The organism is Pedobacter sp. R-06, assembly GCF_049913135.1.
Lineage (GTDB): Bacteria > Bacteroidota > Bacteroidia > Sphingobacteriales > Sphingobacteriaceae > Pedobacter.
This window is the reverse complement of record NZ_CP183977.1, coordinates 2,107,450-2,122,702: the sequence shown is the minus strand read 5'-3', so window position 1 is coordinate 2,122,702 and position 15,253 is coordinate 2,107,450. Positions and strand designations below refer to the sequence as shown.

The following is a 15,253-nucleotide window of genomic DNA, read 5'->3' as shown; positions in this document are numbered from 1 at the left end:
TTAGTCAAATACATCTTATGCCTCCAGTCTCACATCTCTAATCTCATAGCTAAAGAAAATGCACATAGCAATTGTAGGAAATATAGGTGCCGGTAAAACTACCTTAACAGGCTTATTGGCCAAGAATTATGGATGGGAAGCTTTATACGAAGCTGTGGACAATAACCCTTATCTGGAAGATTTTTACAGCGACATGAAACGATGGAGTTTTAACCTCCAGATTTATTTCCTGAATAGCCGTTTTCAGCAAATTACCGATATTGAGGTTAATAAACGTAACGTAATTCAGGATAGAACCATTTACGAGGACGCACATATTTTTGCGGAAAACCTGCACGATATGGCTTTAATGACTACCCGCGATCATGATAATTACAGGGCTATTTTTGATAATATTACCTCTTTTATTAAACCGCCAGATTTATTAGTTTACCTGCGTGCATCTGTACCTACATTGGTGAATAATATTCAACGCCGTGGCCGTGAGTACGAAGCAGGCATCCGTATCGATTACCTGTCTAAACTGAACGAAAAATACGAAGCCTGGATTAAGGGTTATAACCTGGGTAAATTATTAATTTTAGATAAAGATAAATTAGATTTCACCAACAATCCAGAAGATTTGGGTACGGTAATCCAGTCTATTGAGGCTGAAATAAATGGATTATTTTAACCCCTCGCTCCTAAAGGGGAGATGAAATCGTAATAAATGGTTTAAATATTTAATGTGATAAATGGAAAAAGATTTCGAACATGATCATCCAGAGAACTGGAAATGGGGTACTTTTTATTTCAATAAAAAAGATTCGACATTAATTGTTCCGAAGCGCGTAAAATTGCTCGGTTGGACATTCAATTTTGCATATCCGATATCTTATATTATCATCGCATTGATCTTCATATTTGTTTTTTATCAATTCTATCGAAATAATATATGAGTGATAGAGATTTAAACCCTTCTTTAGGAAATCAAAAAATTATCGGAATTATTCCAGCACGATATGCCTCTACCCGTTTTCCGGGAAAGCCATTAGTAGATATTGCCGGAAAAACAATGATCCAAAGGGTTTACGAGCAGGCATCGAAAGCTGAAAGTTTATCAAAAGTGGTTGTTGCCACTGATGATGTACGGATTGCAGATGAAGTAAAACGGTTTGGTGGAGAATTTATCTTTACCTCAACCAATCACCAAAGCGGAACAGATAGATGCGCTGAAGTAATTGAAACTTTACCTGGGTACGAGATTGTGATCAACATCCAGGGTGATGAACCATTTATAGAACCTGCTCAGATTGAATTATTGGCAAGCTGTTTTACTGAAGAAAAAGTACAACTGGCAACATTAATCAAATCTATTCAGAGTCAGGAAAGTGTGTACAATCCCAATAGTCCTAAAGTGGTGATCGATGTAAACGGTCGCGCCATGTATTTTAGCCGTAGCCCAATTCCTTTTATCAGAAATGGCGAACCAGGTGTATGGGCAGAAAAGCACCAGTTTTACAAGCACATCGGAATTTACGGTTACCGCACAGAATCGTTAAAAGCCATTACCAAATTACCTCCATCTTCTTTAGAAATTGCCGAAAGTTTAGAGCAGCTTCGCTGGATTGAAAATGGATTTTATATCCAAACAAAAGCAACTGATTTAGAAACAGTTGCAATAGATACACCAGAGGATTTACTGAAGCTTAATAAATTGCTTAAGGCACTGAAGTTACCTTAACTATTATATAAATTAAAAATACGTCACCCTGAATTTATTTCAGGGTCCTAAATTAAGATGCTGAAATGAATTCAGCATGACGTATCAAATAGCACCTATCTAATCACCAGTTCCATCTGAATATTACATCGCGTATACGGTGTTGGTTTACCTGCCACTTTTTGGAAACCTAGTTTATGGTAAAGGTTTATGGCTGGTTTTAAGATGGTATTGCTTTCTAAATAAATTTTAGATGCACCTAGTGACTTTGCTTTTTCAACAATAGCAGTTGCCAATAAAAACCCAACGTTTTTTCCCTGTGCTTTTGGCGATACTGCCATCTTGGCCAGTTCAAAATCATATTCGCCGTCATTCATTTTGATTAATGCACAAACACCTAATGGCTCGCCTTCGTAAAGCGCAACGAGAATAAAACCTCCATTATCTAAAATATAGCCCTGCGGATCGTCTAAGGCCTTATAGTCAGAATCCTCCATGGTAAAATACTTCGAAATCCACTCTACATTTAGCGACCTGAATATTTCCTGATATTTAGGCTGATAATCTACAATCTCAACCTTTAAGCTATCTCTTTCTTTTTTCTTTTCCATTACCCTTCTCAACAAGGTTTTTTGCTCCAATAAAAACTCCCACTCGCCTATTGCTTCCCAGAGTTTATTCTGCGACTGAGCCGAAATCTCTTCAATGGCAGCATTTACATCAATCAGCTGATCTTCAATTTTTTTAGAGATCTTTATCCCTGCCGGAGAAAGGCTCACCACATTCCTTCGACCATCGGTTTTATCCTTTCCCTCTTTAACGTAGCCCTTTTTTAGCATTTCGCTAATGATTTTACTCACCGATGGATGAGAATGACCAATATCTTTAGCCAGTTCGGTAATTGTTTTTTCTTTCTCTTGTGCCAGCGCATAAAACACAGGAAACCACTTTGGTTGCATATCAATATCATACAACTTATAAATCTGCGCTGCGTCTTCGGTTACTTTATCGGTTAGCATCCTTAACCTGCTACCTATGGCTATTTTACCAGTTTTTTCGAAAAAATTCATAAAAAAAATCAATTACGTAATTAGTTACGCAAATATAAGGAGTAAATTTTGTTTTGCAATAGTTTTAATTGTTGGCGTTTAGTATTTTAGCCCTTATATGAAGAAGAAAACGCTCCTATTTATATTCATTTTATTTGCACATCTCAGCTTTGCACAAGATGAGCCCAGTTTAATGATAAAGACAAATATTTTGAATTTAGTAGCTAAAAGACCTACAATAGCCATAGAAAAGACTTTTTCAAACCTATATGGTTTAGAGCTCGCATACACATCTGGCGAAATTAAAAATCTGGGCTACCGTGATTATCTCCATTACGAAGGCTTCTTGCTTCGTGCAAAGAAATACATCCGCCCGATGAAGAAAAGAGAAGCTAACGCTTTCTACGGTGGCTATTTTGGAAACCTGAATAAAACAATAGTTTCACATGGTACGATAGACAATACGGGCTTTTTTAGCTTTGGTCAAGATCGGGATTTTAAAGCCGGTTCTTTGCGTTATGGTGGAACTCTTGGCATATCCTTTATTCCAGCAAAACATTTTCTTTTAGAGGGCTTGACAGGCGTAGGCTATGGAGATTACTATCACGTTCAAAATAATTTAAAGAATAAGCTCCCAGGTGGTTATTTCGACTTTCATTTGTGGTTATCTATCGGGTATTCCTTTTAAATTTAAGGGATATCATTAAATATGGACATGAACTAAAACATAAAATTTGTAGTTTTGAATATGAGAAATATACTGCTCTTCGTTACTATCTGCCTGTTAACGCTTGTTGCATGCAATTCAAACAACAAAAAGGAAACCAATGCCATTGAGTTTAAAAACGTTAACCAAAGCCTTGCCAAGTCTTTTTCCGATTTAAAACGTTTGGATACTTTTAAGATCGAACTTATCGGCAGAAAACCGGAAGAAATGGTATTGAATTTCACGATCAAAAATGCCGACGGAAAAGAAATTTACAATACCAAAATAAAAGGAACTGAGTTATTGGGCAGCACCGATCCAAATGTTGATCTTTCAAAAGAAAAAGACCAGATTATTTTCTTAAAAACCATTGCTGATGATTTTTTCAGCGAAGATAACTTTCTTGAGCCGGCTGTAATGCCCGAAGATAAAGCCGATAATTACACCCCTGACAAAGCACTTTACGAAGAATTAAAAAAATCAGGATTAAATGGTTTTAAGTATCGCTTAGGAAAAGAAAACAACATTTATATTGCCTGGAGCCAAAAAGAGCAGAAAGTTAAGATTTATTATAACTGTTGCTAATAGATATAAATCACTGTCAAGATTTTAGAAATGAACAGATCTGAATTTATTGCCAACCGATTAAGGGAGGTTTTTCTAAATGGGTACTGGATTGCCAATACCAACTACAAGGATCAATTATTGAACATTACGTGGCGACAGGCTATACATCAGATAGCAGATTTAAATACAATTGCCGCTTTAACCTATCACATCAATTATTATCTGGTTGGTATTTTAAATGTATTTAAAGGTGGCCCTTTGGAAATTAAAGATCAATATAGTTTCGACATGGCGCCAATACAATCAGAAGAAGATTGGAAAAAACTGGTGGAAGAATTTTTGGCAAATTCAGCAGCTTTCGCTGATGACGTAGCGCATATGCCAGATGAAAAGTTAGATGAGGTATTTGTAGATGAAAAGTATGGCACCTATCTGCGTAACATAGAAGGTGTAATTGAGCACAGCTACTACCATTTTGGGCAGATTGTTCTCCTCAAAAAATTGATTTTGGCAGCAGAAAAATAAAATACCATCATTCTCTGTGTTAAGCTATCCCTCCTCCTTCCTTTATAAAAAATATTTTAATATTTATTTTTAAACTAAATAAATAGTTGTATTTTAGAGCACGTAACCACACACAAATTATTTAACGTTTCTCTACAACATACATGCTCAAGCAACTCTTCCCGGTTTTTATTCTTTCATTACTATTTTTTCCTGCATTGGCACAAAACGCAAGCATAAAAGGCGTTGTTGTTGATACCGTTGAAAAAACAAAATTACAGAACAGCTCTATCCTGCTAATAAGAAGCAAAGATTCCATTTTAGTTAAAGATGCACGGACCAAGGCTAACGGAGAATTCGAATTATCGAATTTAAAAAAAGGAAACTATACCCTGGTGGTCACTTTCCCCAGAATGGCAGATTATATAAGAGACATCCGATTGTCTGATTCATCAAAATTCAACCTGGGTAATATCGCGATGGATAGCAAAGCCACGCTTTTAAACGAAGTGGTAATTAAAGCCCAAAAGCAGGCCATTAGTATGAAAGGTGATACCATAACTTATCAGGCAGATAGTTTTGCGGTAAAACCACATGCTAATCTACAGGATTTATTAAGACGCTTACCTGGAATTGAGGTTGACAAAGATGGCGCAATAAAAGCGGGCGGAAAAGATGTAAATACGCTTTTGGTTGACGGAGAAGAATTTTTTGGCGATGATCCACTTCTGGCACAAAAATACCTGAAAGCCAATGCAGTGAGCGAAGTTCAGGTTTACGACAAAAAAACCAAAGAGGAAGAATTATCCGGAATAAAAGAGGGCGATGCCAAGGAAAAGGTAATGAACATCAAACTCAAGGAAAACGCTAAAAACGGGTACCTCAGTACCCTGGATGCCAACAGTGATCTTAAACATTATAAAAATATAGGTGGCATGGCGGGCATTTATAAAAACAAATTGAAGGCCGCTATATTTGGATCCAACTCTAACACCAATCAGGATTCGAAGGCAAGTGCGGCCATGAGCAAGCTAAAAGGCAATGATTATGATGTGATTGAAGTTGGCGATGACGGCAGTACGGTGATGATCAGCTATAGCGGCGGCCGTGATGAAGATGATTTTTCACCATCAAGCGGCCTACCAGATGTAACAGGATATGGTGCCCACTTTTCTGACAAATGGAACGAAAACAAAGTTGGTCTAAAACTCAATTACAAAGGTAGTGACAGAAACATATTGGACAGAACAACTTCGAAAAACCAATCATTACTGCCCAACGGAACGAATTTCTTTAGCGAAGGCAGCTCGAACAGCGAAACCCGAAACACTGGCCAGAGTTTAAAAGGCAGTGTCGATATTAAACTGGATTCGCTTTCTACCTTAAAAATATCCTTCGCAGGTAGCAAACGAAAAAACAGCAGTCAGTATATCAGCAAGAACGAAACTAAAAATGACGCAGGGATATTTGTAAATAATAGTGATCAGTCTAATGATAGCAATGGCGACAACGACTTGTTTAACGGAAATATAAACTACTCCAAAAAGTTTGTCAAAAAAGGAAGAACACTCTCTATCGACGTACAACCTGAAACCAAAAACAGCACCAGTTTAGGCACCAGTTTAAGTGTAACCAATTACTACGATGGGAATGGGACAATGAATAGAACTGTTAACCAAAACTTTCTGAACGATAATTCGGGTAGTGAAAGCTCTCTTGGTACCAGAATATCGTATACCGAACCTTTGGGCAGGCAATTTTCATTACAAACAGCCTACAGTTTTAAAACGGTAACATCAAATAGCCATAAACTGGTATTCGATAAATCATTAAATAATAAACGAATCGATTCACTGAGCAACAATTTCGATTTCAATAATTTTTCGAACATTGGTAAAATTGTGTTGCAATACAGATCAAAAAAGTTCACGCTATCTGGTGGTGCAGAAGCTACCGAAACTACATTCGAGCTGAATGATCTGGACCGAAACAATAAATTTAACCGAAACTATCTAAACTGGGCCCCACAGAGCAACTTTAACTATAAACTTGGCAAAAACACAAGTGTATCGTTAAACTACAATGGTAATACCCGACAGCCGAGTTTAGATCAGTTGCAACCTATCAGACAAATTAACAATCCACTTTACGAAATAAGAGGTAATCCAAATTTAAAACCATCTTTCAACAATAATTTTGGCTTTAATTTTAACACGTATCAGCAAAAATCGCAGATGTACGCGTATGTGTATGGTGGCTATAGCTTTACCAAAAATGCCGTTGTAAGCTCAAGAACAGTAGATGATGTGAATAAAACCGTTAGCAGTTATATCAATTTAAATGGTAATAATAATTTTTATGCGGGTGCGAGTTTTAATAAAAGTTTTAGCAAAATCGGTTTTAACACAGGATTAAATGCCAGTTTCAACCATTCGAACGCTGTATCGATCTTAAATAATAAATTGAATGAGAATGTGAACAATAGTATTAATATACGCCCTCGTTTTAGCTATTATGGCGATAAAGTTCAAATCCAGTATAATCCGTCGGTTACTTTTTCAAACAGCCGTTCATCAATCGGTTCGATAAATGATGGTAAAAACTTTAGCCACAACCATGATATTTCTGGAAACATAGAACTTCCATATAATACAGAATTTAACACGTCAATATCCTTGTCATATCAACCAGCAAATTCTTCGTTTAGCACACCAGTGAATATTGCCTTGTGGAATGCCTATTTATCAAAAAAGATGCTCAAATCACAAGAATTAGAGCTTAAAGTATCCATTTCTGATATTTTAGCTGAAAAAATCGGCTATAACCGTTACGTTGGTGGCAATAATATCAGTGAATACACTAACAGTTTTATTCCCAGGTATGTCCTAATTGGCATCACCTATAATTTAACCGGAAACTTTGTTAAACAAGACAAAAAATAATAGAAGATGAAAAATTTAGGACTAACCATAATCTTGTTTTTTGCCGTAATAATACTGCGTGCACAAACTGTTTTCATCAAAAGTGCTAAAATAACTTTCGAGAAAAAGATCAATCAAAAACAGCAATTGGCATCAAACACCTGGATATCAGACGATGCCAGGGATAAAATGAGCAAATACAGAATCTCCAATTGGGATTATAGTTTTAATGACAGTAGTTCCATTTATAAGATTAAACCTAAAGAGACCTTGAACGACAATAATTTCTTCTTTATTGCTGGTGATAATACGAATGAATTGTATACCGACTTTAGCAAAAAAGCAAGAGTAATAAGAAAACCAATAAGAGGTGAAGATTTTATTTTAAAAGACACTATCCCCCATCTGAATTGGAAAATCATGCACGATGTACGCCAGATTGCAGGTTACGAATGCCGTAAAGCAATAGCAGTAATAAACGATTCGGTTACCGTAGTGGCTTTCTATAGTGAAGAGATTTTATTAAGAGGCGGCCCTGAAGGATTTACGGGCTTACCTGGAATGATATTAGGCCTAGCCATACCTCGGTATAATACCACCTGGTTTGCCACTAAGGTTGAAGCTAAAAACGTTCCTATTTTAAACATTGTTCCTCCTGCAAAAGGAAAAAGAACCGATACGGAAAAAGATTTCAAAAAAATGATCGACCTCTATACCCGTTATGATGATAAAAAGAATCCCAGAAAGATAGAAGATATTAAAAAAGAACTTTATACGCTGATACTTTAAGTGGCATCTTACCTAAAACAGTCAATATCAAGTACATAAAACCATTAAAAAATATTCATGCAAAACCTGATCGAGTGATAATTTTTTGTACCTTTGTATCCCGTACAAAAACAATTAAACAGGCTTAAAACACCTGGTTAATTCCACAAATTATCAATCATGACAAAGTATATTTTTGTTACGGGCGGTGTTACTTCCTCTTTAGGTAAGGGCATCATTTCCGCATCTTTAGCTAAACTTTTACAGGCACGTGGCTACCGTGTAACCATTCAAAAATTCGATCCGTACATTAATATCGATCCAGGAACTTTAAATCCATACGAACATGGCGAATGCTTTGTTACTGAAGATGGTGCTGAAACCGACCTTGATCTTGGTCATTATGAGCGTTTCCTTAACGTTCCAACCTCTCAGGCAAACAACATTACTACCGGACGTATTTACCAGAACGTAATTAATAAAGAGCGTAAAGGTGAGTATCTGGGCAAAACGGTTCAGGTTGTACCCCACATTACTGACGAGATTAAACGCAACATGCGTATTTTAGGTGATAGCGGAGAGTATGATATTGTAATTACAGAACTTGGTGGAACTGTTGGTGATATTGAATCGTTACCATTTATTGAGGCTGTTCGTCAGTTTAAATGGGAAGAAGGCAGTACCAATGCTATTGTTATCCATTTAACCTTAGTACCTTATTTAGCTGCTGCAGGCGAGTTAAAAACCAAACCGACACAACACTCAGTTAAAGCTTTGTTGGAGTACGGAATACAGCCAGATATACTGGTTTGCAGAACAGAGCACCACATCAGCCCTGAGATCAGAAAAAAAATTGCTTTATTTTGTAACGTTAACATCAATGCGGTAGTCGAATCGATGGATGCATCTACTATTTATGATGTGCCATTGTTGATGTTAAAAGAACAATTGGATAAAACTGTTTTATCGAAATTAAAATTACCGACCAAAAGCGACCCTGATATGGAAAGCTGGAAAGATTTCCTGGGCCGTTTAAAAAACCCTACAGCAGAGGTTAAAATTGGTTTAATCGGTAAATATGTAGAATTACCTGATGCTTATAAATCAATTATCGAATCTTTTGTACACGCAGGTTCGAAAAATGAATGTAAGGTTAAGGTAGAATATATACACTCTGAAGGTCTTTTCCCTGATAATGTAAAAGATAAATTAGGTCACTTACAAGGCGTTTTAGTTGCACCAGGTTTTGGTAGCCGCGGCATTGAAGGTAAAATTGATGCCATAAAATATGTTCGTGAGAACAATATTCCTTTCTTCGGAATCTGCCTGGGTATGCAGTGTGCTGTTATCGAATTTGGACGTAACGTTTTAGGTTTAAAAGACGCACATACTACAGAGATTGAAGAAAATGCTGCCAATCCGGTAATTAACATGATGGAAGAGCAGAAAAAAATAACAAATAAAGGTGGAACAATGCGTTTGGGCTCTTATCCTTGTGATATTAAGAAAGGAACAAAAGCTTTTTCTATTTACGGTAAATCGCACATCAATGAGCGCCACCGTCACCGTTACGAATTTAACAATGCTTATTTAAAGCAATATGAAGATGCAGGAATGATTGCATCAGGTATGAATCCGCAAACCAATTTAGTTGAAATTGTGGAGCTTAAAAATCATCCATTTTTCGTTGGCGGACAGTTTCACCCAGAATTAAAATCAACAGTTGCTAATCCTCACCCACTTTTTGTTAAATTTGTCGCCGCTGCGATGGAGTTTGCGAAAAAGAAAACGAATTAAAAGCAGTACATACATAAATAATGGATAGAAATACCTTTACAGGACTGTTCCTGATTATGATCATTTTGGCAGGATCATTCTACTTTTTGAAGCCGAACGAGGCTGAAATGAAAAAAGCCAAAGAAACAGAGCGTTTAGATTCTTTGAAAAAAGCTGGCGTTACACCAGTACAAAAAGATACCACTAAAACAGCGGCAATTGCTAACCCAGCTGTAGATTCTTTAGCCCTAAAAGGCCCTTTTGGTACCGCAATTACTGGCACTGAAGCCAATACAGTTCTAGAAAACGAGAATTTACTGATCACTTTAAGTAATAAAGGTGGTAAAATTACCTCAGTTGAAGTTAAAGGACAGAAAACCTTTACCGGTAAACCACTGATTTTATTTGATGGAAACCAAAATAAATTTGGTTTAAACCTTAATGCCGCAGGTAAAGTAATTAATACCAACGATTTATACTTTACACCGACAAAAACCGGAAATACAGTTACCATGCGTGCCAATTATGGCGCCAACGCATATGTAGAGTATGTATACGATTTAAAGGCGCTAAGTAACAAAGTAGCTTTCAACATCAATTTAGTTGGCTTACAGCAAGTAATTGCTGGTAATAACATTGGGTTAAACTGGCAGACTACCTTACTACAACAAGAAAAATCGATCGAAAGTGAGCACCGTTATTCTGCACCATATTACAAATATTTAGATGGCGATGTAAACCACCTTAGTGTTTCAAAAGATGAGAAAGAAGAATTATCAAAAGGTAAAATTCAATGGTTCTCCTTCAAGCAGCACTTTTTCTCAGCTTCTTTAATTTCGAAACAAGCTTTCGAAAAAGGAAGTTTAGAAGTTAAAATCCCAACAGCGCCTGGTCTGGTGAAGTTTTATGATGCCAATATGCAATTGCCATACGCGCATACCGCTAACCAGGTTTATGAGATGGAATTTTATTTCGGAACCAACAAATTCTCTACTTTAAAAGCACAGGGTTATGATTTAGAGCAACAGGTTGATATGGGTTACTGGCCATTGAAATACATTAACCGCTTTATTGTACTACCTGTATTTAATTTCTTAAATAACTTCAATTGGAACTTCGGTCTAATTATCCTGGTATTAACCATCTTATTAAAACTTGCTTTATCGCCACTTACTTACAAGTCATACCTATCAATGGCTAAAATGAGGGTATTGAAACCAGAGATGGACGAGATAAAAGCTAAAGTAGGTGAAGATAATCCAACATTGGTTCAACAGGAATATTTAAAACTATATAAGAAAGCGGGGGTAAATCCGCTGGGTGGATGTTTACCAATGGTATTACAGTTGCCTTTGGTAATGGCCTTCTTCTTCTTCTTCCCGAACTTATTCGAGTTACGTGGGGAGAGTTTCTTATGGATGAAAGATTTATCAACCTATGACGAGTTTATCAAATTTGGCGTAAAAATTCCTTTCATTGGCGATCACTTGAGTTTAATGTGTGTATTGATGACCATCTCTACATTGATTATGACTTATTTTAACAACCAGGTTTCTGGAGCTACAGGCCAAATGAAATACATCGGCTACATTATGCCAGTTATTTTCTTAGGTGTATTAAATAGCTACCCTGCCGGATTAAACTATTATTATTTCTTGGCCAACTTAATGACTTTCGGACAGCAGTTCTTAATCCGTAAAATGGTTGATGATGATAAAATCCACGCTTTGATCCAGCAAAACAAAGCCAGACCAGCTGATGAGAAAAAGAAAAAATCTAAATTCCAACAACGTTTAGATGATTATATGCGTCAGCAGCAACAAGCTAAAAAGTAATACTTTTAAATTACACGGAATCCCCGATTACTTCAAAGTGATCGGGGATTTTTGTTTAGAGCGGAGCTATAAACGCATGGCGTTAGGCGTTAGGCGTGAAGCGCGAGATCTAAAAGAAAGGGCGTCATCTCGACTGGAGTGCAACGGAACGGAGCGATCTATCTCGATAGATTTCTTTTGTCCATAATTGATCACTAGTAATTATTAGTTTCCATCATCCATTTTACATCTTACATTATCCATTTTGCTTCCTCAATTCCCTTTTTAATTGTAATATTTGACATACAAGTTTCCTAATAAGCTAAAAAATTCCAATTTTAGAAGATTAAATCTCAACCAACAAATTAATAAATCTAAAAATGCAAAATAGACTAACTATTATTCTGTTTTTTGTTGTCAGCTTTGCCTACGCACAAAAGAAACCCTTAGATCATTCGGTATATGATACTTGGGAATCAATAGGAACAAAGCAATTATCAAATAATGGTCAATGGGCGATGTACAGCATCTTACAACAAGAAGGAGATGCGCAATTGTACCTTACCAATATTAAAACGAATGCGAAGATTAATATACCAAGAGGGATGAACTCGCAGTTTAGTAACGATTCCAAGTTCGCTGCTTTTAACATCCGTCCCTTAAATAAAGATTTACGTCAGGCTAAAATTAAAAAGAAAAAGCCAGATGAATTACCAAAAGATTCGTTGGGTATTGCCAACCTCACCACCAGTGCCATTACAAAAGTGGCAAGGGTAAAATCTTTCAAATTCCCTGAAGAAGGTGCTGGTGTAATGGCTTACCTAACCGAAAAGCCAGATACAGCAAAGAAAACTGTAAAACCAGCTGAGAAAAAGGATGATGAAATGGATTTTGCAGATGATGAACCTGCCGGAAAAGGTAAAACCGATGAAGGAACTGATTTAGTGGTAAAAAATCTTTTAACGGGCACAGATAAAACTTATAAATTCGTTACCGATTATTATTTCAGTAAAGATGGCAAACAGTTGGTTTTTGCCTGTAGCGGATCTAAAAAGGATAAAACGGCCCCACAAGGTGTATTCTTGCTAAACACAGAAAAAGGCACATTAAAAACCCTAATTAAAGGTAAAGGAAGTTTTAAAAACTTCACTTTTGATGAGGAAAGCGAGCATGTGGCTTTTGTGGGCGAACAAAGTCCGGAGAAACAGGAAATTAAAGATTACAATATTTATTACAACTCCTTAACAATTGATACAGCGCAGATACTGGTTGATTTTGATATGCCAGGACTACCTGCAAAATGGTCGGTTAACGGCGATGGTAAAATAACTTTTAGTAAAGATGGCAAGAAATTGTTTTTTGGCATCTCCCCTATCAAAAAACCAAAAGACACCACTATTGTAGATTTCGAGGTGGCTAAAGTTGATGTTTGGAATTACAAAGACGATTACCTGCAGCCTATGCAGCTTAAAAATGCAGATAGGGACAGTAAAAAAAGTTATTTATCGGTGATTGATGTTTATAGCAGTGATCCAAAAGTAATTCCATTAACGGATTTAAAATTACCTGATGCCAATCTGATTGCTGAGGGTGATGCGAATCAGGTTTTAGCATCTACAGACTATGGCCGCAGGATCGAATCACAATGGAGTGGTTCTACCTCAAAAGATTATTACCTAGTTGATACTAAAAACGGCCAGAAAAAGAAAATCATTGATAATTTAAGCGGTTATGCAATGGCTTCTCCTGGCGGAAACTATGTTTTATATTTCGATAGAAAAGCAGGTAGCTGGAATACTTATAGTGTAACCACTGGAAAAATATCCATACTAACAGCAGGTTTAAGCGAAAAATTCGTTGATGAAGAAAATGATGTACCGGATTTACCTTCTGCTTATGGTTTAGCTACCTGGACTGAAGGTGATAAAGCTGTTTTAATTTACGATAAATACGACATCTGGTCGTTCTCACCAGATGGAAAATCGGCACCTAAAAATATTACAGCTGGTTTTGGAAGGGCCAATAACCTTACTTTCCGTTATGAGAGAGTACAACAGGATAATAGATTTGAACGGAATGCAGATAGCAAATTTGTTAAAGCGAATGAAACGGTTTGGTTAGATGGCTTTAACCATTTAACTAAAGAAAACGGATTTTACCGTACCAACGTAGGTTCAGCTAAAGCGCCAGAATTGGTAGTAATGGCTAAGTTTAAATATTCAAACCTGCTAAAAGCGAAAGATGCTGATGTTTATATTTACGATAAAGCCAATTATGTAGAATCGCCAAATGTTTATATCACTACCGATTTCAAAACTGAAACCAAATTAAGCAATACTAACCCTCAGCAAAAAAACTACAATTGGGGCACGGCTGAGCTGGTTAAGTGGACTACGCCGAAGGGCTACAAAGCTGAAGGTATACTGTACAAACCGGAAAATTTCGATCCAAATAAGAAATATCCGATGATTGCGTATTTCTACGAAAAACTAACGGATGGTTTGTACACTTATCAAGCGCCCGCACCTACTCCATCGCGCTTAAACATTTCTTATTTCGTGAGTAACGGATACCTGGTTTTTGCGCCAGATATTAGCTACGAAACTGGTCACCCAGGTAAATCTGCAGTTGAATTCATCAATTCGGGTGTAGAAAGCCTGAAGAAAAATAGCTGGGTAGATGGCAGTAAAATCGGTATTCAAGGTCAAAGCTGGGGTGGTTATCAAGTGGCTTATCTCATTACACAGAATAACATGTATGCCGCAGCGTGGGCCGGTGCACCTGTAGTCAACATGACTTCTGCTTATGGTGGTATCCGTTGGGAAACTGGTATGAACCGTCAGTTCCAATACGAAAAAACACAAAGCCGCATCGGTGCAACCCTTTGGGAAAAACCAGAATTATATATAGAGAACTCGCCACTATTTATGTTCCCTAAAGTAAATACCCCTGTTGTGGTAATGGCTAATGATGCAGATGGTGCTGTGCCATGGTATCAGGGAATTGAAATGTTTACCGGTCTGCGTCGTTTAGGTAAACCAGTTTGGATGTTGAACTATAACGGTGAAGCACATAATCTGGTTCAACGTCAGAACCGTAAGGATATTCAAATCCGTGAGCAACAATTTTTCGATTATTATTTAAAAGGTGCAAAAGCGCCAGCCTGGATGACAAGCGGAGTACCTGCAACTGAAAAAGGAAAAACCTGGGGTTTTGAACTAACAGATGATAAACCATAGTTAGTCGGAAGTCCAGAGTCAGAAGTCCATGGTTGATAGTGAATAAACTATTGGCGATGGACTTTTCTTTTGGTTAAAGGTTTGATAGTTCGTGGCTGACGGCCTAACAGTTTATAAATCTGATAGTTCATTCCAATACCCATAATCATGAAGATATTGCTTAAGGACCTTGGCAATCAACCATTAAACTATCGACCATAAACCATT

11 protein-coding genes are annotated in these 15,253 nt (G+C 36.9%); 10 read left to right on the top strand and 1 reads right to left on the bottom strand.

Annotated elements, in window-relative coordinates:
* The first annotated feature begins 58 nt into the window (after window positions 1–58).
* Entirely contained in the window at window positions 59–673 is a 615-nt protein-coding gene (locus ACN9MR_RS08635; RefSeq protein WP_025144984.1) for a deoxynucleoside kinase, read from the top strand.
* Window positions 674–934: 261 nt separating this feature from the next.
* Complete coding sequence (gene kdsB, locus ACN9MR_RS08630; RefSeq protein ID WP_426329202.1) at window positions 935–1,723, top strand: 3-deoxy-manno-octulosonate cytidylyltransferase; 789 nt, start codon at window positions 935–937, stop codon at window positions 1,721–1,723.
* 95 nt (window positions 1,724–1,818) lie between these two features.
* On the opposite strand, the gene ACN9MR_RS08625 is transcribed toward kdsB, so the two are convergent.
* Window positions 1,819–2,772 (bottom strand): bifunctional helix-turn-helix transcriptional regulator/GNAT family N-acetyltransferase, encoded by a 954-nt coding sequence (locus ACN9MR_RS08625; protein WP_426329201.1) that lies wholly within the window; start codon window positions 2,770–2,772, stop codon window positions 1,819–1,821.
* A 172-nt stretch (window positions 2,773–2,944) separates the two neighbouring features.
* Here ACN9MR_RS08625 and ACN9MR_RS08620 point away from each other — a divergent pair, with 172 nt between their 5' ends.
* The 8 genes from ACN9MR_RS08620 to ACN9MR_RS08585 all read left to right on the top strand — a co-directional run bounded on the left by ACN9MR_RS08620 (window position 2,945) and on the right by ACN9MR_RS08585 (window position 15,046).
* Window positions 2,945–3,439 (top strand): hypothetical protein, encoded by a 495-nt coding sequence (locus tag ACN9MR_RS08620; RefSeq protein WP_426329200.1) that lies wholly within the window; start codon window positions 2,945–2,947, stop codon window positions 3,437–3,439.
* 60 nt (window positions 3,440–3,499) lie between these two features.
* Window positions 3,500–4,042, top strand: a complete 543-nt coding sequence (locus ACN9MR_RS08615) for a hypothetical protein (RefSeq protein ID WP_426329199.1) — start codon at window positions 3,500–3,502, stop codon at window positions 4,040–4,042.
* Between the two features lie 30 nt (window positions 4,043–4,072).
* Window positions 4,073–4,549, top strand: coding sequence for a DinB family protein (locus ACN9MR_RS08610; protein WP_426329198.1), 477 nt, complete (start codon window positions 4,073–4,075; stop codon window positions 4,547–4,549).
* 143 nt (window positions 4,550–4,692) lie between these two features.
* Entirely contained in the window at window positions 4,693–7,470 is a 2,778-nt protein-coding gene (locus tag ACN9MR_RS08605; protein WP_426329197.1) for an outer membrane beta-barrel protein, read from the top strand.
* Window positions 7,471–7,476: 6 nt separating this feature from the next.
* Window positions 7,477–8,238 (top strand): GLPGLI family protein, encoded by a 762-nt coding sequence (locus tag ACN9MR_RS08600; protein WP_426329196.1) that lies wholly within the window; start codon window positions 7,477–7,479, stop codon window positions 8,236–8,238.
* A 159-nt stretch (window positions 8,239–8,397) separates the two neighbouring features.
* Window positions 8,398–10,014 (top strand): CTP synthase, encoded by a 1,617-nt coding sequence (locus ACN9MR_RS08595; RefSeq protein WP_057934539.1) that lies wholly within the window; start codon window positions 8,398–8,400, stop codon window positions 10,012–10,014.
* A gap of 20 nt (window positions 10,015–10,034) precedes the next feature.
* Entirely contained in the window at window positions 10,035–11,828 is a 1,794-nt protein-coding gene (gene yidC, locus ACN9MR_RS08590) for a membrane protein insertase YidC (protein ID WP_426329195.1), read from the top strand.
* Between the two features lie 359 nt (window positions 11,829–12,187).
* Window positions 12,188–15,046 carry an alpha/beta hydrolase family protein gene (locus ACN9MR_RS08585; RefSeq protein ID WP_426329194.1) on the top strand — a complete coding sequence of 953 codons (2,859 nt, stop codon included), beginning with the start codon at window positions 12,188–12,190 and terminating at the stop codon, window positions 15,044–15,046.
* The last annotated feature ends 207 nt before the right edge of the window (window positions 15,047–15,253 follow it).

Excerpts from the sequence above, each read along its gene's own strand:
- ACN9MR_RS08620 (WP_426329200.1), top strand. The coding sequence starts at position 2,945 with ATGATAAAGACAAATATTTTGAATTTAGTAGCTAAAAGACCTACAATA.
- yidC (WP_426329195.1), top strand. The coding sequence starts at position 10,035 with ATGGATAGAAATACCTTTACAGGACTGTTCCTGATTATGATCATTTTG.
- ACN9MR_RS08595 (WP_057934539.1), top strand. The coding sequence starts at position 8,398 with ATGACAAAGTATATTTTTGTTACGGGCGGTGTTACTTCCTCTTTAGGT.
- ACN9MR_RS08600 (WP_426329196.1), top strand. The coding sequence starts at position 7,477 with ATGAAAAATTTAGGACTAACCATAATCTTGTTTTTTGCCGTAATAATA.
- ACN9MR_RS08635 (WP_025144984.1), top strand. The coding sequence starts at position 59 with ATGCACATAGCAATTGTAGGAAATATAGGTGCCGGTAAAACTACCTTA.
- kdsB (WP_426329202.1), top strand. The coding sequence starts at position 935 with ATGAGTGATAGAGATTTAAACCCTTCTTTAGGAAATCAAAAAATTATC.
- ACN9MR_RS08610 (WP_426329198.1), top strand. The coding sequence starts at position 4,073 with ATGAACAGATCTGAATTTATTGCCAACCGATTAAGGGAGGTTTTTCTA.
- ACN9MR_RS08615 (WP_426329199.1), top strand. The coding sequence starts at position 3,500 with ATGAGAAATATACTGCTCTTCGTTACTATCTGCCTGTTAACGCTTGTT.
- ACN9MR_RS08605 (WP_426329197.1), top strand. The coding sequence starts at position 4,693 with ATGCTCAAGCAACTCTTCCCGGTTTTTATTCTTTCATTACTATTTTTT.
- ACN9MR_RS08585 (WP_426329194.1), top strand. The coding sequence starts at position 12,188 with ATGCAAAATAGACTAACTATTATTCTGTTTTTTGTTGTCAGCTTTGCC.
- ACN9MR_RS08625 (WP_426329201.1), bottom strand. The coding sequence starts at position 2,772 with ATGAATTTTTTCGAAAAAACTGGTAAAATAGCCATAGGTAGCAGGTTA.